At 73.1% G+C, this 22851-nt stretch carries 21 protein-coding genes and 1 pseudogene; 12 read left to right on the top strand and 10 right to left on the bottom strand.

Features of this window, described 5'->3' with window-relative positions:
* Nucleotides 1-17 precede the first annotated feature (17 nt).
* On the top strand, nt 18-950 hold the full coding sequence (locus ACPU2J_RS33325) for an immunity 49 family protein (RefSeq protein WP_423834722.1): 933 nt from the start codon (nt 18-20) through the stop codon (nt 948-950).
* A 116-nt stretch (nt 951-1066) separates the two neighbouring features.
* Here ACPU2J_RS33325 and ACPU2J_RS33320 read toward each other — a convergent pair whose 3' ends face one another.
* The 4 genes from ACPU2J_RS33320 to ACPU2J_RS33305 all read right to left on the bottom strand — a co-directional run bounded on the left by ACPU2J_RS33320 (nt 1067) and on the right by ACPU2J_RS33305 (nt 4888).
* A complete protein-coding gene (locus ACPU2J_RS33320) occupies nt 1067-1444 on the bottom strand; it encodes a nuclear transport factor 2 family protein (RefSeq protein WP_361599905.1) in 378 nt (125 codons plus the stop codon).
* A 115-nt stretch (nt 1445-1559) separates the two neighbouring features.
* On the bottom strand, nt 1560-2105 hold the full coding sequence (locus ACPU2J_RS33315) for a hypothetical protein (RefSeq protein ID WP_423834721.1): 546 nt from the start codon (nt 2103-2105) through the stop codon (nt 1560-1562).
* Nucleotides 2106-2235: 130 nt separating this feature from the next.
* Nucleotides 2236-3720: a hypothetical protein gene (locus ACPU2J_RS33310; RefSeq protein WP_423834720.1), complete on the bottom strand. Its 1485-nt coding sequence runs from the start codon at nt 3718-3720 to the stop codon at nt 2236-2238.
* Between the two features lie 226 nt (nt 3721-3946).
* Nucleotides 3947-4888, bottom strand: coding sequence for a class I SAM-dependent methyltransferase (locus ACPU2J_RS33305; RefSeq protein WP_423834719.1), 942 nt, complete (start codon nt 4886-4888; stop codon nt 3947-3949).
* Between the two features lie 428 nt (nt 4889-5316).
* On the opposite strand from ACPU2J_RS33305, the gene ACPU2J_RS33300 reads away from it, so the two are divergent.
* Nucleotides 5317-6675 carry a DUF7507 domain-containing protein gene (locus tag ACPU2J_RS33300; RefSeq protein ID WP_423834718.1) on the top strand — a complete coding sequence of 453 codons (1359 nt, stop codon included), beginning with the start codon at nt 5317-5319 and terminating at the stop codon, nt 6673-6675.
* Between the two features lie 161 nt (nt 6676-6836).
* Here the strand turns inward: ACPU2J_RS33300 and ACPU2J_RS33295 are convergent, their stop codons facing one another.
* From ACPU2J_RS33295 to ACPU2J_RS33285, 3 genes are all read right to left on the bottom strand, one after another.
* Entirely contained in the window at nt 6837-7577 is a 741-nt protein-coding gene (locus tag ACPU2J_RS33295) for a lytic polysaccharide monooxygenase (RefSeq protein ID WP_420078318.1), read from the bottom strand.
* Nucleotides 7578-7675: 98 nt separating this feature from the next.
* On the bottom strand, nt 7676-9013 hold the full coding sequence (locus ACPU2J_RS33290; protein WP_423834717.1) for a fibronectin type III domain-containing protein: 1338 nt from the start codon (nt 9011-9013) through the stop codon (nt 7676-7678).
* 204 nt (nt 9014-9217) lie between these two features.
* Complete coding sequence (locus tag ACPU2J_RS33285) at nt 9218-9718, bottom strand: TetR/AcrR family transcriptional regulator (protein ID WP_423834716.1); 501 nt, start codon at nt 9716-9718, stop codon at nt 9218-9220.
* 18 nt (nt 9719-9736) lie between these two features.
* Between ACPU2J_RS33285 and ACPU2J_RS33280 the strand changes: the two are divergent.
* The 4 genes and pseudogenes from ACPU2J_RS33280 to ACPU2J_RS33265 form a co-directional block, all read left to right on the top strand.
* Nucleotides 9737-10219, top strand: a pseudogene (locus ACPU2J_RS33280) (hypothetical protein); the annotation flags it as partial.
* Nucleotides 10220-10250: 31 nt separating this feature from the next.
* Complete coding sequence (locus ACPU2J_RS33275; RefSeq protein ID WP_423834715.1) at nt 10251-10625, top strand: hypothetical protein; 375 nt, start codon at nt 10251-10253, stop codon at nt 10623-10625.
* 59 nt (nt 10626-10684) lie between these two features.
* A complete protein-coding gene (locus ACPU2J_RS33270) occupies nt 10685-11056 on the top strand; it encodes a VOC family protein (RefSeq protein ID WP_420078322.1) in 372 nt (123 codons plus the stop codon).
* A 64-nt stretch (nt 11057-11120) separates the two neighbouring features.
* On the top strand, nt 11121-11660 hold the full coding sequence (locus ACPU2J_RS33265) for a hypothetical protein (RefSeq protein ID WP_420078323.1): 540 nt from the start codon (nt 11121-11123) through the stop codon (nt 11658-11660).
* A 30-nt stretch (nt 11661-11690) separates the two neighbouring features.
* On the opposite strand, the gene ACPU2J_RS33260 is transcribed toward ACPU2J_RS33265, so the two are convergent.
* A complete protein-coding gene (locus ACPU2J_RS33260; RefSeq protein WP_423834714.1) occupies nt 11691-12167 on the bottom strand; it encodes an NUDIX hydrolase in 477 nt (158 codons plus the stop codon).
* A gap of 185 nt (nt 12168-12352) precedes the next feature.
* On the opposite strand from ACPU2J_RS33260, the gene ACPU2J_RS33255 reads away from it, so the two are divergent.
* Nucleotides 12353-12988 (top strand): ferredoxin, encoded by a 636-nt coding sequence (locus tag ACPU2J_RS33255; RefSeq protein ID WP_423834713.1) that lies wholly within the window; start codon nt 12353-12355, stop codon nt 12986-12988.
* Between the two features lie 289 nt (nt 12989-13277).
* Here ACPU2J_RS33255 and ACPU2J_RS33250 read toward each other — a convergent pair whose 3' ends face one another.
* Nucleotides 13278-14183 carry a LysR family transcriptional regulator gene (locus ACPU2J_RS33250; RefSeq protein WP_420078326.1) on the bottom strand — a complete coding sequence of 302 codons (906 nt, stop codon included), beginning with the start codon at nt 14181-14183 and terminating at the stop codon, nt 13278-13280.
* 148 nt (nt 14184-14331) lie between these two features.
* Between ACPU2J_RS33250 and ACPU2J_RS33245 the strand changes: the two genes are divergently transcribed.
* Both ACPU2J_RS33245 and ACPU2J_RS33240 read left to right on the top strand, forming a co-directional pair.
* Nucleotides 14332-15153, top strand: coding sequence for an inositol monophosphatase family protein (locus tag ACPU2J_RS33245; RefSeq protein WP_423834712.1), 822 nt, complete (start codon nt 14332-14334; stop codon nt 15151-15153).
* A gap of 98 nt (nt 15154-15251) precedes the next feature.
* Complete coding sequence (locus tag ACPU2J_RS33240) at nt 15252-15848, top strand: NADPH-dependent F420 reductase (RefSeq protein WP_423834711.1); 597 nt, start codon at nt 15252-15254, stop codon at nt 15846-15848.
* Nucleotides 15849-15904: 56 nt separating this feature from the next.
* Here the strand turns inward: ACPU2J_RS33240 and ACPU2J_RS33235 are convergent, their stop codons facing one another.
* Entirely contained in the window at nt 15905-19186 is a 3282-nt protein-coding gene (locus ACPU2J_RS33235) for a hypothetical protein (protein WP_423834710.1), read from the bottom strand.
* Nucleotides 19187-19386: 200 nt separating this feature from the next.
* Between ACPU2J_RS33235 and ACPU2J_RS33230 the strand changes: the two genes are divergently transcribed.
* The 3 genes from ACPU2J_RS33230 to ACPU2J_RS33220 all read left to right on the top strand — a co-directional run bounded on the left by ACPU2J_RS33230 (nt 19387) and on the right by ACPU2J_RS33220 (nt 22833).
* Entirely contained in the window at nt 19387-19530 is a 144-nt protein-coding gene (locus tag ACPU2J_RS33230) for a hypothetical protein (protein WP_420078330.1), read from the top strand.
* Between the two features lie 64 nt (nt 19531-19594).
* The gene (locus tag ACPU2J_RS33225; RefSeq protein ID WP_423834709.1) at nt 19595-21067 is read left to right on the top strand and encodes a PQQ-binding-like beta-propeller repeat protein; all 1473 of its coding nucleotides are present in this window, start codon (nt 19595-19597) and stop codon (nt 21065-21067) included.
* A gap of 143 nt (nt 21068-21210) precedes the next feature.
* Nucleotides 21211-22833, top strand: a complete 1623-nt coding sequence (locus tag ACPU2J_RS33220; RefSeq protein ID WP_423834708.1) for an MFS transporter — start codon at nt 21211-21213, stop codon at nt 22831-22833.
* Nucleotides 22834-22851 lie beyond the last annotated feature (18 nt).

Below are 22851 nucleotides of genomic sequence, written 5' to 3'. Positions count from 1 at the left end.
GAAAGAGGGCTGCAACAGTGCACGAGGTGACCCCCCACGACGTCGACGGCCGACAGCTGGAACAGGCACGGGAGGACATACGCCGACGCGCCTTCGGGCGGTGGCACTCGATGCAGTACGGCGGCATGTGCCTCGCCGATCTGGCGGAGATGCGCGACGAGCTCATGGACCACGCGGCCGCCCGCATCGCGACGGACCCGTCACTGGACGAACCGCTGCGTGTGGTCCTGCGTACCGCCGCGGAATGCTCCCTCGGGCTGCTCGGCGTGGGCTGTTTCCCCGACGGCGACCAGGAGATCGACCTTCCGCTCGTCGGCGAGCAGCTCAGCAGCGAGTACATCGCCTTCGGTGAGGTCGTCGATGCCGCCCCCACGGCCGCCGAGTGGACCGAGGCGTTCGAACTGTGCCTGATCAGCGGGCTGCTGTGGGAGTGGCGGCGGGTCATCGGCGGACTGCTGCGCGAGGACTACGCACCCGCGATCCGCGACGGTGTCCCCTACTCGACGTTCGAGTCGGTGTCGACGGCGGCGGAGACGGCCCGGATGGACGCCCTCGCGGAGTACCTGACCCTGTCCTCGGGGCACCTGCCGCGCGACTGGCCGAAGCTCACCCTGAGCAAGCCGGGTGCGGACGAACTCGCCGCAGCGGCAGCCCGGCTGGATGCGGCCGGCCCCCTCACCCCGGACCAGCGGCTGCTGCGCTGCCTCCTCGACGACGACCGGCGGGCCTTCGAACGGGCTCTGGCAGCCCGCCTGGCCGAGCACCGTGAAGCCGTCGGGGCCGACCCCGCTCCCCGGACCCTGCTGCCCACCGGCCCGCTCGCCCTCGCCGCGCTCGCCGTCCAGGTGCACGGCTGGCAGCTCGACGTCCGTTCCCCGTACCTCCCCCAGGCCCTGCTGGGCTCGACGGACACCGCGGCCCGGGCGGCCGCCGCCGGCCCGACGACCTGAGCACCCGGACCGCGCGCCCGTACGTACGGCGGGGGCCCACCCCGGCGGGCGGGACCACCGCCGTACGTACGGGCGCGCCTCGGACGAGGAGTTGCGGGCCGGGTCGCCAGGCCCGCCTACATGGGCTCGACGAAGGCGGAGCGCCACTCCGGGCGCGGGTCGGAACCGAGGCCGGTCCAGTACTCCCTGCCGCGGACGATCCGGCCGTCGCGGACGGTCCAGAACGAGGCCGCGCGGAACACGCCCACGCCTTCGTGCGGGACCTCCACCTCGGAGACGACCTCGTCGCCGTCGGCGACGATCCTCAGCACCCGGATCTCCCAGCCCTCCGGGTATTCACGGTTGACCGCCACGTAGTTGCCGCCCCCGACGATGCGTTCGCCGCTGACCGGCCACTCGACGACGGCGTCCTCGGCGACCAGCCCGGCCACTCCCTCCCAGTCCCTCGCCTGGATCCGGTCCCACAGCTCTTCCACCACTCTCAACGTCTCCATGGCACACACCCTGCCAAGCCGCACGTCCGGTCGCACGTCCGATACGGCCCGCCCGGACCCGGAGCGGCACCGGAGGTCCGCAGGCGCGGTCCGCCGGTGCCCCGGGCCCGGCGGGTCAGCCTCGTGGGCCCCTGGTCTCCTCCGCCCGGCGGAAGGCCTCGTCGCAGGAGTCCGTGGTGCGCCGGGCGATGAGGGTGGCGGTGTTCAGGAGGCCGCCGTTGTGCAGTACCAGCCGCCATGTGCCGCTGTGCAGGGCGACTTCGGGTACGGGTTCCCCGCGGCGGGCCACGACCTGCCAGCCGCGTTCCTCCAGGGCGGTCTCCACGGCGGCCAGCCGCGCTGCGTCGGCGGGGCCGTCGCCGGTCCAGTCCGCCAGGCAGTCGGCGGTCCCGTCGTCCTCGGCCGCGGGGTGCACCGGACCGGTGGTGAGCCCGGCCGTCCGCGCGGCGGCGGTGAGTTCCGCCGTGACCGCGGCCCGCGAGGGGTCGCCCGCGGGGCGGGGCGCGGACTCCGGGGCGCCCGGCTCGCGGACCCAGCCGTCGGCCTCCGGGTACTCGTCGGGCGGCGCCGTCATCAGGACGGCCCCGACGACGACTGCGGTGGCGACCGCTGCCGCCGCCACCCATCGTGCTCCGCGGCGACTGCCCGCGATCCTGCCCATGCGTCCTCGTGCTTCTCTTGTCCTCGTGTCCGGCGCGCGCCCGTACGGCAGGCCGGAGCGCTGTGTTCCGGCGCGGGCACAGGATAGTTCCCGGCTTCCACGGCACACCGGGGCCCCCGCCCGGTGGACGTCACAGCCCGGCGAGGGCGAGCAGCCGGTGCATCTCCGTCCTCGGCAGGCCGGGATGCGCGGCCGCCGCGGCCGCGACGGACTCCGCCGGGTCGGCCACCAGCCTCGTCAGGTCCTCCGCCGGAAGGCGCGGGTGCGCGGCGACGAGACGGCGCACCGTGTGGTCGGGATCGGCCGCCAGGCGGCTCAGGGACTCCGCGGGCAGGTCGGGGTCGCGCGGGGCCAGTTGCCGCATCCGCGCGTCGGGGTCCGTGGCCAGCCGTCGCAGTACGTCTGCCGGCAGGGGGAGGTCGTCGGCGGGTCGCCATCGAATCGGCTTCTGCGGGCGGTGGGTCCGTTCGATGCGCTCGGCGGTGTCGGGATCGATGTGGTCCCGGGCCCGGAGCGCCATGGCCTCGCGGACGCTGCTCTCCTCGTCGTGCAGCAGCCGGGCGACGAGGTGTGGCGGGAGGTGTTCGGACCACGCTGCCGAAACGCGGAAGCAGACGTAAGGCGAGTCGGCGTGGGGCAGCGGGTCCGCGGCGACCCATGGCAGGTGCAGCGCCCACAGTTCGGCCCGGGCGATCTCGCCCATGATCTCCCGTTCGAGCGCCGCGTCGTCCACGTCAGGGTCCAGGTCCGGGAAGAGTCCCTGGCCCTGGTCCTGGTGGGCGGCGAGCCGGTGCAGCGGGGACAGGCCGGACAGGATCCGGGCGTGGATCGCGGACCGTGTGGCCTCCGGGGTGTCCTGACGGGCGAAGACGCGCAGCGCGACGCGCGGGTTGGCATCGGTGGCGAGCCGGTCACGCAGCTCCGGCGGGAGGTCGGGGTGTTCCGCGAGCTCCTTGCGCACCTCGTCGTCCGGATCGTCGGCCAGCCGGTGGGCGGTCGCGGTGTCCAGGGTGCTGTGGCGCACGGCCCCGGCGCGCGTGACCGGGTCGGCCAGCAGCGCCGGGACGAGGTCCGCGGGCGGTACGGGGTGGGGGGTGCGGCGGAAGTACGTCGCGCAGGCTCCGGCCCGTACGGACTCGTCGGGATCCGTCAGCAGCAGCCGTCGCACGTGTTCGGGGGCCGCCGTCCACCACTGGGCGAGCGCCCTCCGGACCTTCGGGTCCGCATCCGCCGCGAGCCGGGCCCGCAGGTCCTCCGGCGTGTGATCGCTCTCCGCCATTTCTTCGCGCACCTGCGGGTCGGGGTCTTCGAGCAGGGCGGTGAACAACTCCCGCGGTGCGCCGTCCGCGGCGACCACCACGGCCCTGCGGATCCCCGGATCCGGGTGCCCGGCGAGCGCCAGCCGGAAGGCCGGGGGAAGGCTGCGGTTGAGGGCGAGGGAGTGCGTCAGACACCGGTCGTCCCTGGCGATGATCTCGGCGATCATGTCCTCGCTCAGGTCCTGCCGCCTGGCCACCGTGTCCCGGCCCCGGCGATGGCCGAACAGTCGGCGCACGAGTGCGGACGGCAGGGCGGTGTTCGCCGCGAGCCCCTCCACCACTGCGTGAAGATGCACCGGTGGCGCCGTCTCGTCCGGCATCAGGCCCCCTCCGCCTCGCTGCTCAGGCCACCGAGTCTCGCACGCGGCTCCGGAGCGGAACCGCGTGACCGTCACGGCCGTGCCGGCCGCCTCCCCGCAGCGGGACCCGGGCCGGCCGGCGGGTGGGCACCCCCGCACCCCGGGCCGGGTCCGGGCAGGATCCGGGCCGGGGTGCGGGGCCGCCCGTGCTGCGCTCCCGGGATCAGCCCCTGCGGCGGCGGTTCCGGGCGACGATCGCGCGGGTCACCACGGGCGGGAGCAGGTCCTTGGCGAGCTTGCGCCAGCGGGCGCCGGGCCTGCGCACGGCGGCGGGAGGAGCGGGGGCCGGTGCCGGGGCCGGCTCCTCCCGAGGGGCGGGGTGCAGCGGCTGCGGGGCTTCCGGCGCGACCACGCCCTGGTCACCGATGCGTACCATCGGGCGGCCGTCGATCACGTCCACGCCGTGCCAGAGGTCGGTGCGCTCCTCCAGCCATGCGCGCAGGGCCGCCTGGTGGGGTGCGGGGTCGCCCCAGGTCGCGTAGAGCTTCGAGCCCGAGACGCAGACGGGGTGCAGACCGCCGGTGACCACGGCGCTCCAGACGGCGGCCGCGACGCCGGGGCAGTGCTCGGAGCGGTAGTCGTCGAAGACCACCACGGCGTCCGGGGTCGCGACGAGACGCGAGGACGCGATGTCCGTGACGACGTGCTCGTAGAGGTGCGAGGCGTCGACGTGGACGAACCGGCAGCTCGCCGGCTTGACCCGGTCGGCGACGACCGAGGTGGGCGCCTGGATCAGCGTGGGCAGCGCCTCGTGGAAGGCCAGGTAGTTCGTCTCGAAGCCGCGTCGTGTGAGCGTGGGGTAGGAGCTGCGGTTCTCCGCGACGTTGAAGTCGTCCGTCGCGGGCGAGTCGAACAGGTCGCAGACGGTGAACTGCTCACCGGGGCGGAGGTACCGGCCGAGGAAGATCGCGCTCTTCCCCATGAAAGCGCCGAGCTCCAGCAGGTCGCCCGGCTCCCCCTCGCTGTTCTGGCGTGTCAGGAACCAGTCGAAGAGCACCTGGTCGTACGCCGAGAACCATCCTTTGACCTCGTCGTACGTGGTGGGGACGAGCAGGGCCGGCTCACCGTCGGGGGTCGTGACGGAAGCTTGTGAAACGTGCGACACGGAGAGTCATCCTCCAGCGGAGTGGCATCGGTTTTCACACTTCTTCCCGGCCGGGTACCGGAACCCTAAGCCCTGGGCGGACGCCTGACGAGACGTGAGCGGGATCAAGCTGTGATTCCCCGCCCGCCCCATCCGTCCCGTACGCTCCGGCCGGCACCTGAGGCTCTCGGTGACCGGGGTGCGTGGGACGGGTGCGACGGGTGTGTCCCGGGGGGGTGGGCGGCGGGCGGGCTGTCCGAGTGGCGGTGATGGCCCGGAAGGGGGGCCTTCTCGTGTGCCGCGTGGCGGACCCCGGGGCCGCGGGCATCGTGCCATGCGTCCGGTCCGGGCCTGGTGGCCCTGACGGCCGCCGCCGCCTTCGGGCGGGCGGGCGGTCGGCACGACGCGATCCGTGCTCCTGCGGGAGACGGAAGAAGTGAGGGCTCTTCATGGCGAACTACCGGCAGCCCGTCCTGCGACGGGTGCTGACGAGTGCGGCGATCGGCCTCGTCCTGGCCGTCACGGGTCCCGCGGGATTCGCGCAGGCCGACGGGGGTGGGGCCGCGGCCTCCACCGGTGCCGCCGCGGCGAAGGCGCGCGCGGTGTGTCCGCCTACGCCGCTGTGGGCGAACACCGGCGGGAACGACCGGCGGCTCCTGCAGTTCGACACGACGGGCGCCACGCTCAGCGACGTCCCGCTGGCCCGCGACTACGGCGACATCGCGTTCAGCCCGAACGGTTCGGTCCTGTACGGGGTCGACTTCCCCGGCTCCGCGGGCTCGACCACGCTCTACACGATCGATCCGGTCACGGGCGCGGAGACGGGGAGCACGCCGATCTCGGGACCGCTCGCCGCGGTCACTCCGCAGCCCGCCGTCAACGGCCTGACCGCCCGCGCGGACGGGACGCTGCTCGCCGGTTCGTTCGGCACGAGCCAGATCTTCCTGATCGACCCCGCCACGGGCGTCTCCACGCCGTTCCCGGTCTCGTTCCCGACGGGGGTCGTCTCGGCGGGTGACTTCATCACGCTGGACGACGGCGACGTCCTCGCCTTCGGCACCCCGGACACGACGAGCCCGTCCCCGGTGTTCCGCATCCGCCCCGACAACACCATCGTGCAGATCGGCACGGTGCCGCAGACCTTCGGCGCGGCCAAGTCCGCCGGGCAGGTCTACGCGTTCGCCTCCAACGGCGACATCAACCTGCTGACCAGCCTGCCCACGACCGCTTCGACCGCGCCCCTCCCGGTGACGACCGTCGAGGCGACGGGCCGCGGCTTCTACGGGGCCACCTCCGCCCAGGACAGCGGCAGCTGCGTCGTACCCGCCTACACGATCGCCAAGTCGGCGCGCCCGGCCCACCGGGCCGAGGAGGGTGACACGGTCACCTACCGGGTCACGGTCAGGAACACCGGCACCACCGCGGCGAGCGGTGACTTCAGCGACGACCTGAGCGACGTCCTGGACGACGCCACCCTCGTCCCGGACTCGGTCACCGCCACCACCGGCTCCGCCACCGTCACCGGGAACACCCTGACGTGGACCGGCACCCTGGCACCCGGCGCCACCGCGACCGTCACGTACCAGGTGCGGGTCAACGACCCGGACACCGGCGACCGCAGGATGGTCAACGTCGCCGTGCCCACCGCACCGGGCGGCACCTGCGCGACCTCCCGCTCCTGCTCGGTCACGATCGAGGTCAAGCGGGAGGAGGACTGCGACGAGCACGAGCACGGAGACGACCACGGTCACAAGCCCGGCAAGGAGCACAGGCCCGGCCACGGCGGCGGCCACGGTCACGACGACTAGCCGACGCGCCCCGCTGCCCGAGGACGGTGACGGCCGCGTGCCCGGCCGCTCGTCACGGGTGTGACCGGCGGCTTCGGCAGGCCGGCCGGGAGACCGCCGGGGCCGCCGCCCCCACCCTCGGGTGGGGGCGGCGGCCCCGAGGCGGTCCGGCACGGTGGCGGCTACTTGAAGGTGACGTCCGAGCAGGAGTAGAAGGCCTCCTCGCTCTGGAAGGATCCGTCGGGCCGCTTCAGCCCGTGCCAGACCGTGTAGATCAGGTGCTTGCCCTTCTTCTCGGGGAGCACCGCCCTGAACGTGAACGCCTTCGCGCCGAGGTAGCCCGCGGGGGCCGCCGTGGCCGCGGTGTTGTCGGCGCTGAGGAACGGGGTGTCCTCCAGGTCCGACCACTTCAGCGGCTTCTTCGGGTCGTAGCCGTCCTTGGTGACGTACATCTCCATGCGGTACGGGTTGTGCAGCGCGCTGATGTCGTAGCGGAGGTCGTACTCCGCGCCGCCGGGCAGCGTCGTCGAGGGGAAGTCGTCCCGCGCCAGGTCCAGGCCGGAGAACTGCGGGTTGCCGGCGCTGCACAGCGTGCCGTCGGGGATGCGGGCCCGGTGCTGCGGGGAGGAGGTCGGGGTGCTGTGGTCGATGGCGCGGCCCTGAACGATCGACTTCCAGTCACCGGGGATGCCGGGGCTCTGGGTGAGGGCGAGCCGGCAGGCTTCGCTCGCCTTCGGGTTCTTGGTGCAGGCCACGCTGCGGCTGACCGGGTCGGCGGTGGACCCGTGCGCGGAGGCCGGGGCGGAGCCGAGGCCGGTCACGGCGAGGGGCAGGGCCAGGAGCGCGGTGAGGCGCAGGAGGGCGGTGCGGCGGGCCGGGGGCCGTTCCCGGTCGGGCGTGGCGGCGGGGCCGGTCGTGGTCATCAGGGGATGCTCCAGGTCATGGGGTGCGGTCTCGCGCAGGGCGTCGGCCGTGCGCGGGGGGTGCGGTGGCGCGCCGGGGTGCGGTGGCGCGCCGGATGTCAGCGGCCCGTCTGCACGGTCAGTTCGCGGGAGAACGCTCCCCACGTGCCGTCGCCGAGCCGCGGCCGGATCTTGACCGTGTACGTCGTACCGGGGTGGGGGCCGACCAGCACCTCGCGCGAGGCCTTGCCTGCGGGAACGGGAAGTACCGGGTCGCCGGTGCCCCACATGAACGTCTGGGCGGGCTTGCCGTTCAGGTAGACCTGGTAGGTCGAGATCTGGCCGACGCCCTGCGGGACGGACCAGGTGAGGTTCAGGTAGTGCTGGGTGACGTTGCCGTCCTGCTTCGTGGCGGTGGTGGCGGCGAAGTCGCCGGGGGCGGCGGTGCCGGTGTTGCCGTCGGGGGCCTTGCCCGTCGTCACCTGCGCCTCGCGGGTCGGGTCGGACTCCTTGCCGGAGGCGTCGACGGCGGTGACCTTGAAGCGGTAGGCGGTGCCGGCCGTCAGGCCGGAGACGGTGGCCGAGGTGGCCTTGGCGTCCGCTTCCTGGACCTTCGCTCCGTCGCGGTGGATCCGGTAGCCGGTGACGGCGACGTCGTCGGTGGCCGCGCGCCAGCGCAGGACCACCTGGTAGGGGCCGGAGCCCGTAGCCTCCAGGTCCACCGGCATGACCGGCTTCGCCTTGTCCTGGCCGGGCGCCGCGAGGGTGGTCAGCACGATGTCCTTGCCGAATCCGGTGGTGCGGCCATCGGTGCGGACGCCCCGGACCTTGAACACGTAGCGGGTGGCGGGGGCAAGCTTCTCGACGTCCGTCATCGTGTCCTTGACGGTCTTGACCTTCTTGCCGTCCTGGAAGACCTCGTAGCGCGCGATGTCGGATGCGCCGGCGGGCGGCTTCCACATCAGGTGGACGGCGGTGTGGTCCTTGACGAAGGAGCCGCTGTCGGCGGGGACGGCCGTGCTCGTGCCGGTGTCGCCGCCGCCCGCGGAGGGGCCGTTCACCCGGCATCCGGTGATCTTGGGGAGGCCCTTGCCGGCGGGGTTGATGCCGATCTTCACGGCCAGCCTGCCCTTGGCGGCGACGTCCGCGCGGTCGGCGATCGGCTTGACGGTGACGCGCTTGCCGTCCTGGCGGAGTTCGTACGCCCACGGGTTGTCGAGGGTGACCTGTCCCTGCGACACGTCGAACTCGGCGGTCCAGTTGCGTACGGGCCGGTCCCCCTTGTTGGCCAGCGCGACCTCGCCCGACGCCCACCAGACGCCGGCCCCGTCCGCGACGCGGCAGGTGGCGCCCAGGGCGTTCTCCTCCTCTCCCGCATTGGCGGCCACGGGGATGACGACGGAGCCGACACCCACGACCACGGCCACGCAGGCCAGGGCAATTCGCTTTCGGGACATAGGAAACCTCTTGGTAAAGCCGAACCGCCGGTGCAGCGGCGGCATCGGAGAAACGCCTCGGTCAACACCCGTGACCCTAAGCACGGTTCACCGCCCGAACGGCCCTCCGATGGCTTGTGGGGCTCCTGTTATCCGTCCCTTAAGGTCCGGATAGGGCGGGCTTGATCACCCGTCGACCCCCTTCGACCCTGCGGGCACCGGAGATCACTCTGCGTTGCGGGGAGCAGCCGGGGACTCTGCGCATGCCGGCAACTCCGTGCGTTCCGGGCAGCCGGCGACGGCCTGCGGCTCGGCGAGCGCCGTGATGCGGGCCACGAGCGCCGCGCGTACGGCAGGGGTGAGGCGGGCGTTCGACGTGGCGTGCAGCATCCACAGACCGTCGACGGCCATGCGAGCCAGCAGCAGGTCGATGTCGCGGGGGCCGGCCGTGACCGGGGTGGGCACCCCGCGGTCCAGCAGGTCGTCCCAGACCGCCTCGACCTCGGGGTCGTGCTCGACCATGAAGGCCAGTTCGACCCTGCTGGCCGTGAGGCGCGAACCCACCCGGACGCAGGCGGCCACCTTCTCCCGGTCACCGGCCGCCTCGGGCGGCCGGCCCAGCTGCTCGGCGAGGAGGGACTCCCAGCGCAGGGTCAGGTGCTTCTGGATCGCGACCAGCAGTGCCTGCCGGGTGGGGAAGTGGTACATCAGGCCCGGCTTGGTCACCCCCGCCTCTTCGGCGGCGGTCTGCTCGTCACCGGCCTGCTCGTCACGGGCGCCGGACTCGGGGCGGCGATGTCGATGGCATCCAGCGCGATCATGGGCAACGCCCCGGCCGACCGCGCGGGCATGGCCTCCTCCCTGGAGGAGGCGTCCTACGAGTTCGGCAGCCTCATCGCCGTCGCCGTGCTCGGCAGTCTGACGACCGCCGTCTACACCGCGTCCGTCGACCTCCCCGCCGGGGTCCCCGAGGCGGCGCGCGGCAGCATCGACAGCGCCCTCGCCCTGGCCGGCGACGGCAACCCGGCACTGGTCGAGGCGGCTTCCCGCGCCTTCGACGACGCCTACTCGGTCGTGATGGTCGTGGTGGCCGCGGTCATGGCCGTCGGCACGCCGGTCACCGTCCTCCTCCTGCGCGCGCACGGTCCGGGCTCCGCCCTGTCTACCGACGGAACCGCCGGAGCCGCCGGAGCCGCTGAGCCTCGTAGGGCCGAGGAACTCTGTTGAGATCGCAGGGCCGCCCGGAGACACTCGCACGATGACACGCGACGCATCACCCGGAACGGTCGAACGAGGCTGGGACGAGCCGTGGGACCGGGTGCGCACGGACGCCTTCGAGGCCTCGTTCCTGCCCAGCGCGGGCGAGGACCTGGACGCACTGCGCAACGTCGACCTCTTCGTGACCCTGAACGACGGCTCCCGCTGGACCGCGACCGTGTTCACGGTCGCGGAGGTCGAGCGCTTGATGAAGGTCTGGGCCGAAAGCGGCGAGGCCCTGGGCGGCCGGTTCTTCTGGGTCTCGGACGGCCTGATCGTCAGGGATCCCGGTGTCGACAGCATGACCGACGTGGTCGCCGGACTGATCGGGACCGACGAATTCACCACGGTCTTCCAGCGGGTCGAAGACGACTGACCGAGGCCCGCGCTCGCCGGCCGTGGAGGTCCTCCACGGCCGGTGGCAGAATGAGCCGGATGATCGGACACCTGTACAGCGTCGTCATCGACTGCCCGGATCCGGACGAACTGGCCGGATTCTACGAGAGCTTGCTGTCACTCACCCGGCAGGCCGACACCGGCACGTACGTCGTGCTCCAGAACGCGGCGGGGACCCCGGTGCTCACCCTCCAGCGGGTGGAGGACTTTCGCGCACCGCGCTGGACGGATCCCGCACGTCCGCCGCAGCAGCACCTCGATGTGATGGTGACGAACCTCGACACGGCGGAGGCGCAGGTACTCGCCCTCGGCGCGAAGCTGCTGGACGGTTCGGACAAGCCGATCGGCTACCGCGTCTACGAGGACCCCGTCGGCCATCCTTTCTGCCTGATCACCCCCGAAGCAGCCTGACCCGAGGGACCGCCTGCGCTGTACGGGCTTGCTCGCGAAGGGCGGAGCTGCGACCGTCACCGGCATGAACGTGATGCTCGGGGACCGGTCCCGGTTCGGCGCGGAGCTCGGCGCGGAGGTCGGCGCGCCGGGCCCGCTGCGCCGGGTCGACCTCTGGGCCGCCGGAAGGTGGCTGACCTGCGACGACAACATGGCGTACGTACCGCAGTTCCGCCGCGACGTGCTGGCGGCCGCTGCCGGTCTGCGGTCCGGCGGAGGTTCTCCCCTGCCCTTCCCCGGCCTGTCCCCGGAAGCCACGCACCGCCGACTCGTCCAGAGCACCGAGGACGGGGACGCGTCCGAGTCCGGTTACGAACTGCGCAGCCGGTTCCGGTTCCTGCTCTGGGGGCCCACCACCGACAACGTGCAGGCCCACCTGTTCCGAGACGAGGACCGCCTGCTGCTCACCCTGTCGTTCTGGCGCGAGGACCACCTGCTCGGCCACCCCGCCGACGCCGGCGCGGTCTTCACCGCCGAGATCGGGGCCGAGGAGTTCACCGAGACCCTCGAAGCCCTCGCCACCGCACTCGCCCCCGACCGGTGCCTGCCCGGGCGCACTCCGTAAGGGGCGCCCGAACCACCGGCTCGGACACCCTCATGCCGAGTCCCGACCGGACCACGGCCCGTCCGGCACCAGAACGCCGAGCACGGCCCACAACTGCGGCGGCTCGACCCGGTCCGGCAACGCGTCGAGCTCCGACCAGGCGATCCAGGCGTGCGCGTGCAGGTTCGCCTGCTCGCCGGGGAGCAGACCCGTACGCACCAGGGCCGGTTGCTCGTCGGTGAACCGGGCGACGAAGAAGTACTCCGTCCCGATGTGTCGCCTGCCGTTCCACCGCACGTCACGGTCGACGAGCACCGACCGGTCGAGGACGGCGGCCGGGTCGAGCCCGGTCTCCTCCGCCAGCTCTCGTCGTGCCGCCACCAGTGGCGTCTCACCGGGCTCGATGCCGCCACCGGGTGGCTCCCAGAGCCGTGTCCCGTCGAACGGGTCCCGCCAATGCAGCAGGAGCAGGCGGTGGGAGGCGTCCAGGCAGATGACCCGGGCTGCGGGCCGGTGCGTCGTTTCCACCGCCCTGACGGTATGCGGTACCCGAAATGCCGCTCAAGCCCTGCGTCGATCAGCATCCGGGAACGCGTGCGCAAGCCGGGCTTCGCCGGACCGGCGACGTCGCGTGCGGGCCACGACGAACCGGCCGGGCGGCCCCGGTATGCGCGATGGCCTTCCCGCCAACGCCGTCTGACAGGATGCCGATCATGAGCTACTGGGATCCCCTGCCGGCCGTCCGGGCCGCGGAGAGCGGGCCGCTGCCCGCGCCGGACGGCGGCACGTGGCTGCCCTCGCCGGACTTCCGCGGCAACTGGTGGAACAGGCGCCCCGAACGCTGGGCCGAACGCGACTGGCGCAACGTGCCGGGGCCGTTCTACGGGGCCGGGACCGACACCTGCTGGATGGGCCGGCTGATCGCCCCCGCGCATGTGCTCTACGACGACGAGTGGGGAGCCGAGTTCGTCTACCGGCAGCCCGGTGACCCCGAGCAGGCGCTGGTGCTGCTGGGCGCGGTCGCGCAGGACCCCATGGTCGGGTACGCCTGCGACGGTGACGAGCACTGGACCCCGGAACTCGTCCGCGACTGGTGGGCGGAGCGGGGCCGGGTGCGGGAGTGGGCCGCGGCTCTGGACCGTGCGTGGTCCGTCTCGAGCCGGGAGGAGGAGCGCGAGGCCGCCGGCGGGGGCCGGGCGTACGTTGCGTACATCGACGCAGGCCTCGAAGAGTACCTCCGCCACTACCTTTTCTGGCTGTCCGAGGGTCGTCCGGCCGACTCCGGCGCAACCCTGCCGCACCTCTCGTGCTCTGACCGCGAAGGTTCGCCTGGTGGAGCGACGCGCTGATGCGGTGGGGCAGGTGGACGCGGGCCGGCGCTGGTGACGGTGCCGGTCCAGCAGCCCGGTTGACCGAATGCGCGCCCGAGGACCTCCAGACGTCTGTGCGTGAGCTCTTCGACCTTCCGGCGGCAGGCAGCGTGCGCGATTCCGGGCTCGGACGAGGGCACGGGATCGTGGAGAGCGCCGTCGGCGACGCCCAACGGTTCGGTGAAGTACATCGCGTACCGCCATCTGTCGACGGTTCGGTAGAGCACCAGAGCCGTCGGGGGTCCCGATGCTGATGCCGGCGCGTGCCCTACGGCCGTTCGCCCAGGGTCAGGGCCGTCCGGGCCAGCCCGCGGAGCCAGGTGTGCGCCCGGTCGGTGTCGTAGCGCTGATGCCACGACAGGTACAGGGACGCCGGGGGCAGTTCGAGCGGGAGGGGGAGCACGACCAGGCCGAGGTCGGCGACCGCGGACCGGGTGGTGGCTTCGGGGACGCCGACCAGGAGGTCGGAGCCGCGGACGAACTCCAGCGCGGCCGCTTCCGTGGGGACGCTCGCCACCACCCGCCGGGTGAGGCCCAGCCCGGCGAGGGCGTCGTCGACGGCATTGCCGAGACTGCCGCGCCGCGAGACGGTGACGTGCTCCGCGGCGGCGTACTCCTCCGCGGTGACGGCCCGGGTGCGGGTGAGGGGGTGCCCCTGCCGTGCGACGACGACGATGCGGGTCTCGCCGACGTTCTCGAAGCGGATGTCGGGCGCGCCGGGACGGCCGGCGTTCGCCTCCAGGTCCACTTCGCCGCGCCGTAGCCCCGGGGTGTCGACGCTCGACTCCGCGATGAAGCGCAGGCGCACGCCCGGAGCCTGTCCGCGCACGGCCGCGAGCAGTGCGGGGCCGCAGGAGGCGACGAGGGAGTCGTGCCAGCGGAGCGTGAACGTGCGTTCCAGCGTGGCCAGTTCGAGTTCGCGGCTCGGCGCCAGCACGCCCTGGACCTGGTGCAGCAGGTGATGGACCTCTTCCCGGACGGCGATCGCGTACGGCGTCGGGGTCATCGTGCGGCCCGTGCGCACCAGGATCTGGTCGCCGGTCGTGCGGCGGATGCGGCCGAGACTCCGGCTCATCGCCGGGGCGGTGACGTGCATGCGCTCGGCGGCCCCGGCCACGCTGCCCTCCTCCAGCAGTGCGTCGAGTGCGGCGAGCAGGTTCAAGTCCAATTGCATGCGAGTAATCCTAGGCATGCTTGCCATGCATTTGAAGTTAATCAAGAGGCTGTCTAGCTTTGAGAACGCGAACGCACGACGCCGCGTCCGGCCCGGCCCGATCGGTCCGAACGGCCTCATCCACCCCTGCTCACAAGGGAGTTGCACCATGTCCGAAGCCCTCCGGGCCACCACCGAGCTCGCCGCCTCCGACGCCGACCTCCTCGACCGGACCACCCTCGCCGTGAGCGAGGCCGGCGCGGTGCTGCGCGAGCGCTTCGGCCAGGTCGTCCGCCACCGGACCCGCGGGGAGCTGATGCACGCGCTCGCCGCCAACGACGACGCGGTCCTGGCCGTCCTGCGTCCCCGCCTCGCGGCCCTGCGCCCCAACGCCGGCTGGGTGGAGGACGAACTGGACGGCGGGGCACTGCCGCCCGGCGAGTGGTGGGTGGTGGACCCCGCCGAGGGCAACGTCAACCACCTGCATGCCCTGCCCGACTGGGCGGTGACCGCCACCCTCGTACGGGAGAACCGGCCCGTACTCACCGTGGTCCACCTGCCGTTGACCGGGGAGACCTACACCGCGCTCGCCGGCGCGGGTGCCCATCTCGACGGGAAGCCGCTGCGCGTCTCACGGACCGCGGCGCTCGGCCTGGGCATCGTGGCCACCAGCCAGGCCCGGCCGGACGAGGACGCGGAGGTCGTGCGGCGCATCGGCTCCTCGATCACCGCGATGCTCTTCGACGCGCTCGTCGTCCGCACCGCCGTACCGGCGACCCTCCACCTGGCGAACGTGGCCGCCGGGCGGATCGACGCCTTCTGGCAGTTCGCCGGCGCCCGCGCGGACCTGCTGCCCGGAGCGCTGCTCGTCACCGAGGCCGGCGGACGGATCTCCGACGCCGATGGGCGCCCCTGGACCCCGCAGAGCGAAAGCTTCCTGGCCGGCGCACCGGGTGTCCACGCCGAGGCCGTCGCCACGCTCTCGCGCTGACCCGCAACGGCCCCTCCCCCACGCAACGACGCACACGCGTACGCAAGCACTCACGCACTCACGCACTCACGCACTCACGCACTCAGGAGCAGATCATCATGAGCACGATCGCAGTCCTCGGAAAGGGCCGTGTCGGCGGCAGCCTGGCCGCGGCCCTCACCCGGGCCGGACATGAGGTGAGCGTGGCGGACAGCACGCCAGGCGCCGCAGCCGCCGCTGCCCGGGCGGCCCGTATCGTCGTGAACGCCACCCCGGGCGCAGACTCGCTGGAACGGCTCGGCGCCCTGCGCGAGGAGCTGCACGGGAAGATCCTCGTCGACGTGTCCAACGCCACCGTCGACGGACCCGACGGCCTGCCCGCCGACCTGCTCTACCCCGGTTCGAGCCTGGCCGAGCGGCTCCAGGAGGCGCTCCCCGCGACGTACGTCGTCAAGACGCTCAACACGATGCTCTACCCCGTGATGACCGCGCCCGCCATCCTCGCCCAGGCCCCCGACGCCTTCGTCTCGGGCGACGACGCGCAGGCCAAGCAGACCGTCCGCGATCTGCTGGTCGACCTCGGCTGGTCCAAGGAACGGATCACCGACCTCGGCGGGATACGCACCGCCCGCGCGACGGAGGCCGCGATCCTGTTCGTGCCGCACGTGATCCGGTCGCACGGATTCACACCCTTCGCGATCTCCGTCGCCCGCTGACCCGTCACCGGGGGCACCCCTTCGCCCCGCCGGCTGTCGAAGCCGCTCCCGGCCTGTCAGTGTCGCCCCTTCGCCTGGCTGTGCGGCACCTCCCAGATCCTGAGACGGGCGTCGTACCCGGCGCTGGCCAGACGGGTGCCGGTGGCGTCGAAGGCCAGCGCGTAGACCGGAGCGGCGTGCCCGGTGAGCGGGCCGCCGAGCGGGGCGTTCCGGCGGGTGTCCCACACCTGGACCCGTCCGTCGTCCCAGCCGAACGCGGCCAGTTTCCCGTCGTGGCTGACCGCCCGGATGCCCGCTTCCGCGGGGTCGCCCTCCTCGCACGAGCCGGCTCCGCCGGTGCGACGCCCCGTGTCGGCACTCCACACCGCCACCAGGCAGGGGTTGCGCGGGTCGACTCCGGCCACGGAGGCTCCGTCGCCGGAGAGGACCAGCTCCCCGTCGCACCCTTGGGCGTCCTCCAGGAGGGGGACGTGGCGCAGGGCGCGCTGCGCGGTCAGGTCCCACACGTCGAGTGGGCCGGTGCAGGAGCCGAGCAGCACCAGCGGATGTCCGTCGCGCCCCCACCGCAGCACGGCATCCGTATCCGGATCGTCGTCCGCGACCACGTCGCGGTGGAGGAGGCCGCTTCGCGGATCGATCGCGTCGACGGCGCCGGTGGTGTCGAACACTCCGGGCAGCGCCTCCCGCAACGGCGGGCGGAACAGCTCCACGGGCAGTTTCAGCGCCACACCGGACCGCGGGAAGGACCCCGGCGAACCGCTGTTCGCGTTCCACCGGTGGACCTGGGCGCCTTCCTCCGACTCGTCCTCGAAGGTGTCCATGATGAGGACGTCACCACCCTCGAACCACAGGTCGTCCGCGAAGTGCGGTGTGATCAGCGTGACCCGGGCGTGGTCCGCGGGGAAGACCGCCAGGAGCGGGAAGAGTACGGTGCAGACGGCCGCCAGCGCTCCCCCGCCCACCAGCAGCGGACGCCTCAGCCGCCGCGCGGCGGGGCGCTCGGGCGGGGCGGTTGCGGCGGCCGTCGCCGTCCCGCCCACGAGGGCCTCCTGGAGCCGCACGTGCCGGAAGCGGTACGTCCCCGCCGATTGGCGCAGCACTCCGCGGTCGTGTGCGTCCGACAGGAACGCCATCAGCCGCCGGGGCAGTTGTCCGCGCGCCGCTGCGATCAGCCGCAGCAGCGCGAACCGGGTCCACGACCGCGACAGCAGCAACAGCAACGCCGCCACGACGGCCGGCAGGAGCAGGCAGCCGGCGACCAGAAGCGGCAGGGACATGCCGAGTTCGCCGTCCGAGACGAACCGGGTGGCCTCCGCCTCGATCTGCCCGAGCATCCGGGACCAGGCCTGCTGGTCGCCTCGCCATCCGCGCAGTGCGACGCCGGCCGCGCCGAAGGTGTAGCCGGCCAGCACCATCAGGGGGAAGGCGGCCAGCCCGACGACCGCGCCGCCCGCCACCGCGCCCGCGACTGCCGACGTACGGTCCTCCCGCAGCGAGCCCGTCGGATCGCTGCGGGCCGCCCGGCCTGGCGGGGCGACCAGCAGCTCGTGCACGGCGAGTCCGGCGGCGACGGCGAGGACCAGGGCCAGCGCGCCGGCCTCGATGTCGAGCAGGGTGGCGGTCACGGCCGCGTCCCAGCCCGTCGAGACGCAGACCAGCGCCATCGCCACGACCACCGCCCCGGCCGGCACGGCCGTGAGGGCGAACCCGGTGCGCAGCCCGCGGCGCAGCCGGGGCGCGGCGCCGCGCAGGGTGAACGAGGGCCGGCCCGGTGCCCGTCCCGCCGTCACGTACCAGGTGATCATGGCGAGGAGGGCGAAGCCCCCGCCGACCGTGGCACCGCCGGCCTCGCCGAGGCGGAGGAGGCCGAGGCGCTCCATGACCATGGTCAGGAACCACATCAGCGCGCCGAGCCCGAACGCCACACCGGGCGCCGTCCAGGGTGACAGCAGCCGGCGTGGCATCAGCCACCAGGCCAGATCGCGTTCGTGGTGGCGGTGCAGGTAGAGCGCGAGGTACGTGAGCCAGGCGCGGGCCCGCTCGGCATCGGGGCCGGGGTCGGGCCCGTCGCCCTCACCGTGCCCGTTGCCGGTGCCGTTCGTGGCGCCGCCGGCGTACACGGCGTCCAGGAAGCGGTCCATGAGGTGGTCCTCGACCGCGTGCCGGGCGGGGAACCGGGCGGCGTCGGCCAGTTCGGCCGGACTGCCGCCGCCCCGCTCGTACACCGTCCGTGCCACCGAGACCATCAGCGGCGTGGACAGGACCGCGGCCACGGGTCCGGCGGGGCGCTCGCGCAGCTCCTCGTACACGGGGTTCCAGTCCGTCTCCGGTGGCCACCGGACGGCGGAGAGGTGGCTGATCGCGTCCTCGGCGGCCACCGGCGAGATCTCCACCACCGATGCCCGGGCCAGCGGGTCCGAACCGGCCAGGATCACGTCCTCGTACTCGGCGGCACGGCAGGTGACGACCACGCGACGCTCCCCGCCCAGGGCCTCGTTGAGGGCCACCACCGCGGTGCGGCGGGAGGACTCGGGGATCTCGTCCAGGCCGTCGAGCACCGGCAGCAGCAGGCCGCGGAGGAGCAGGGCGCGCGGGATCTCGGGGCGCCCTGCGTAGTACGTCTCGGCCAGGCGGCGCACCAGCCACTCGTCCAGGGGTTCCACGACCGGGTCCCAGGAGGAGACCGGCAGCAGCACCGGAACCGGTCCGCCGGCCGGACGCCGCCCGTCCGCGAGGAGCCCGAGGGTCAGCATCAGTGCCACCACGCTCTTGCCCGCGCCCGGTTCGCCGAGCACGACCAGCCGGCCGCTGCCGATCAGCCGGTACCCGGTGGCGAGGGTGGCCGCGGCCTCGTCGAAGCGGCCGGCGAGGCGCCCGTCGAGGCGTACGCGCACCACGCGCAGGGCGGTCCGGGCGCCGGGCACCCCGGGCGGGTCGGGCTCTGCGCCCGCTCCGGCGGGGAGGCGGGCGGGATCCGCCGACCGGTCGCCGACCGCGCGCCGGGTGGCCGACCAGGACAGCGGCAGCACTCCCGGATCGCGCAGCCGTTGGGCGTCCGCCTCCTCCAGCCACTGCCCCCGCACGATCCGCGCGAGGTCGTCGGCGAGACCGCCCGGGTCGGCGGCGGGCTCCTCCGCGGTCCTCAGGAACTCCACCAGCGCGAGGGCGAACGCGGCCAGGGAGACGAAGAGGCTGAGGACGCTGGCGAGCGAGTCGCCCGTACCGAGCCCCAGCAGTGGCATGACGAGGCAGAGCACGAGTCCGACGCCGCCGAGCCCGAGCAGTGCCAGGCGCAGCAGGCGATGTCGTCGCTGCAGGCGACCGGGAGTCCGAGGCATGCCCCGAGCCTGACAGCCGGTCACTTTCCGTGAAGTCTTTCACCCGTTCATCACCCCTATGAATGACATACACACTTCAGGTTGACGTCTCTCTCGTCGCGTCTCTCGTCGCGCCCGGGGTCCTTCGGTGGGGGCGGTACTCCCGGCACCTGAGTACACGTACTCATGCGGTGGCGGGCCGGTGGCCGCAGTCTGTGATCATGAACCGGAGCGAATGGAAGCCGGCCGGCCACCGTCGCGGCGTGGAGCGTGCGGCCGTCGTCGTCCTGGCCGTGGCCGCAGCGGTCGCTGCCGCGGGTGTCCTCGTCTGGGCGTTCCTGGTCGCGGTCCACGCCCTCGCCTGAGACGGAACGAACGAACCCGCGCCGGATCGCCGGCACGTCCGAAGTGAAAGAGGTCCAGCACCGCATGGCGCACCAGCACCACCCGCACCCCCTCCCCTCCGCAGGCCACGGGCGCACGTCCCCACCGTCGAACAGCGCCGGTACGCGCGTGCAGGGCCGTGCGCGGGGGCGGCGGGTCCTCGCCGCCGGCGTCGCCACGGTGCTCCTCCTCGCGGGCGCGACCGCATGCGGTGGGAGCGGCGGGAGCGGCGGGAGTACGGCGGCCAAGAGCAGCACCGGCCCGGCGCCGAAGGAGCCCTTCGCTCCCGCCCTGCTGGCACAGCAGTGGAAGACCCCGGCCGTCGAGGGCAGTCCGCTGCGCACGGCGTTGATGACGACCTGGCACACGAAGGCCGCGTACTACGTGGGCCGCGGGACCGGGGTGGAGGTCCTCGACGCCGCGACGGGCAGGAAGCTGGGATCCGTCACGCCGCCCGAGCCCGACATGCATCCGTGCGGGATGACCGCGGATCTGACCGCGGACGGCATCGGCGCGATCGCGTGGATCAAGGGCGACCCGAGCGGCTCCGCGGCGAGCTGCGACCGTGTGTCGCTCGTCGACACCCGCAACGGCAACGCACTCGTCTGGACGAAGCAGGTGTCCGGCGCTCCCCTGGACGGCAAGCCGCTCACCAACGACACCACCCGCCTCGCCTTCCTCGACGGTGGCGTCCTCGCCGTCATGACCCCCAACACGGTCGTCGGCATGCGCCGCGACGGGACCGAGGCCTGGACCTGGCGCAACCCCGGGGTCCCCGCCGACCAGTACGTCCTCAACTGGGACATGACGGCTCACGGCGACCGTCTGATGGTCATGATCGGGATGCAGACCGGCGGGTGGCGCTACTGGGTGGCCACCCTCGACACCGCGGGCAAGGAACGCGCGCCCGAGCCCGTACCGCTGGGCGTCCCGATGGGCGCGGGGGTGGACCTCCTGGACGGTGCGGCCATGACCGTGCTCCTGACGCCTCCGCCGGGCGAGAAGGAGAAGAAGAAGCCGGAGCTCGTGACCTTCACCCGGGAGGGCACCATCGCCCGGGTCGTCCCGCTCGCGTCCACCGCCGGCCCGGCCCGGCTGAACTGGAGCTCGCGCCTGGGCCGCCACAGCTTCCACGACATCGCCTTCCAGGGTTCCACGGCCTACTTCGTCGCGGGGGACCACGCGAGCGACACCGAGCCCGCCCGGATCGTGGCCCTCGACCTCGCGACCGGCGCGACCAAGTGGACGCAGCCGGTCGACACGGTCACCAGCCCCCGCTTCCTGGGAGCCGACGCCGACGCCGTGTACGTCCTGGGAGGGAAGGCGTCCCAGGACATGAACGTCTACGCCTACGCGGCCGAGGGCGGCGCCAGGAGCCGGATCAGCACCGTGCGGGCGCCCGACGTGCCCCTGTCGGTGCCGGGACTGTCCGTCGACTACCGAGCGGGCGGGCTCGCGCTGACCGAGCCCTCGGGCGGCCGGTTCGGGACGCTCATGTTCCGTTCCCCGGCCCCCTGACGGCCCCGGACCTTCCAGGGCTCCCGGTCCGGCTGGGGTGAGCGTGCCCTCGCGCGTTCCCGCGTGTCATCCGGATGGGTCGATGTGCGGCAGGGCGAATCAGGCAAGACTCCCCCGACGGCCGATTTCGCCCCGGAGGTTCCATGTCGACAAGCGGCGCGCCCCGTTCCGACCTGCCGCGTGAGGCCCCGGCACGGGCGTCGCTCGTTCTGGCGTCCCTGATCCTCGTTGCCGCGGTGGCCAACCTGAACCTGTCCGTGGCCAATGTGGCGCTGCCCGCGATCGGGAAGGCCTTCGACTCCTCCCAGAGCGCGCTGGACCTGATCGCCGTGGGGTACTCCCTGGGGCTGGCGGCGTCGGTGCTCTACCTGGGCGCGGTCGGGGACCGTCACGGCCGCAAGCTGCTGCTGGTCCTCGGCACCGCCCTGTCCGTCCCCGCCTGCCTGCTCGCCGCGTACGCGCCGAGCGACACCGTCCTCGCGGTGGCCCGGATCCTGGGCGGGCTCTCGGCCGGCATGGCGTACCCGACCACCCTGGCGCTGATCACCGCCCTGTGGGCGGGCCCGGGGCGGACGAAGGCGATCGCCCTGTGGTCGTCCCTGGGCGGCGGCATCTCGATGCTCGGCCCGGTGGTCGCGGGGGCGCTGCTCGAACGCTTCTACTGGGGGTCGGTGTTCCTGGTCACCCTGCCCCTCGCCGTGATCGCGCTGGTCATGGCCCTGCTGTTCGTCCCCGCGCACGCCAACGAGTCGACCGAACCCGTGGACAACCTCGGTGGTGTCCTCTCCGTCGTCCTGATCGCGGGCCTGGTGCTGGCGATCAACCTCGGGGCCGTCCCGGGCCAGGGGGCGCTGGTCGTCGGCCTCGTCGTGATCGCCCTGGCGGCCGGGGTGGCGTTCTTCTGGCGTCAGCGCCGGGCTCCCAACCCGCTGTACGACCTCCACATCGCCGCCCGGCGCACGTTCTGGGTCGCGGCGTGCGCGGGGATCATCGTGTACGGCTCCATGATGGGCTCGGCGTTCATCAGCCAGCAGTACCTGCAGAACGTCCTCGAGTACGACCCCGTCGAGGCCGGCGCCGCCATCCTCCCGCTCGTGGTGATGATCGTGCTCGTCGCGCCGCGGTCCGCGAAGCTGGTCGAGACCCGCGGCGCCCGGGCGACCCTGCTGATCGGGTACACGTTCCTCTTCCTCGCCTTCGCCTGGATGCTGGTGTTCTGGGGCGAGGACAGCGGCTACTGGCAGATCGGCATCGTCTACGTGCTCATCGGCATCGGCGCCGGATTCGCGGGGACGCCCGCGTCCCACTCGCTGACGGGGTCGGTGCCCGTGCGCCGCGCCGGCATGGCCTCGGGCACCGCCGACCTGCAACGGGACCTCGGCGGGGCCATCATGCAGTCCGTCATGGGCGTGCTCCTCACCGCCGGTTACGCCTCCGCCTTCAGCGCGGCGATCGCGGCTTCCCCCGAGAGCAAGGACGTGTCGGAGCAGGTCCAGGGCGAACTGACGAAGTCGTTCGCCTCCGCCGCGCAGGTCGCCGAGCAGCACCCCCAGTACGCCGACCAGATCATCGCGGCGGCGCGCGAGTCGTTCCTCCACGGCGACGACACGGCGTACACCATCGGCTTGATCGCGATCGCCCTGGGCGCGCTGCTGATCTTCTTCATGTTCCCGCACCGGGACGCCGAGCGGGAGCTGTTGCGGCGTTACTCCTCCGAGGACTCGGCCTCCGCCGGCCCCGGGAAGCCGCGCGGCCCGGCGGCCTGAGGACCCGGCCGACGGCGG

This window comes from Streptomyces manipurensis, assembly GCF_049570255.1.
GTDB lineage: Bacteria > Actinomycetota > Actinomycetes > Streptomycetales > Streptomycetaceae > Streptomyces > Streptomyces manipurensis.
This window is presented reverse-complemented; position numbering and strand designations above follow the sequence as displayed.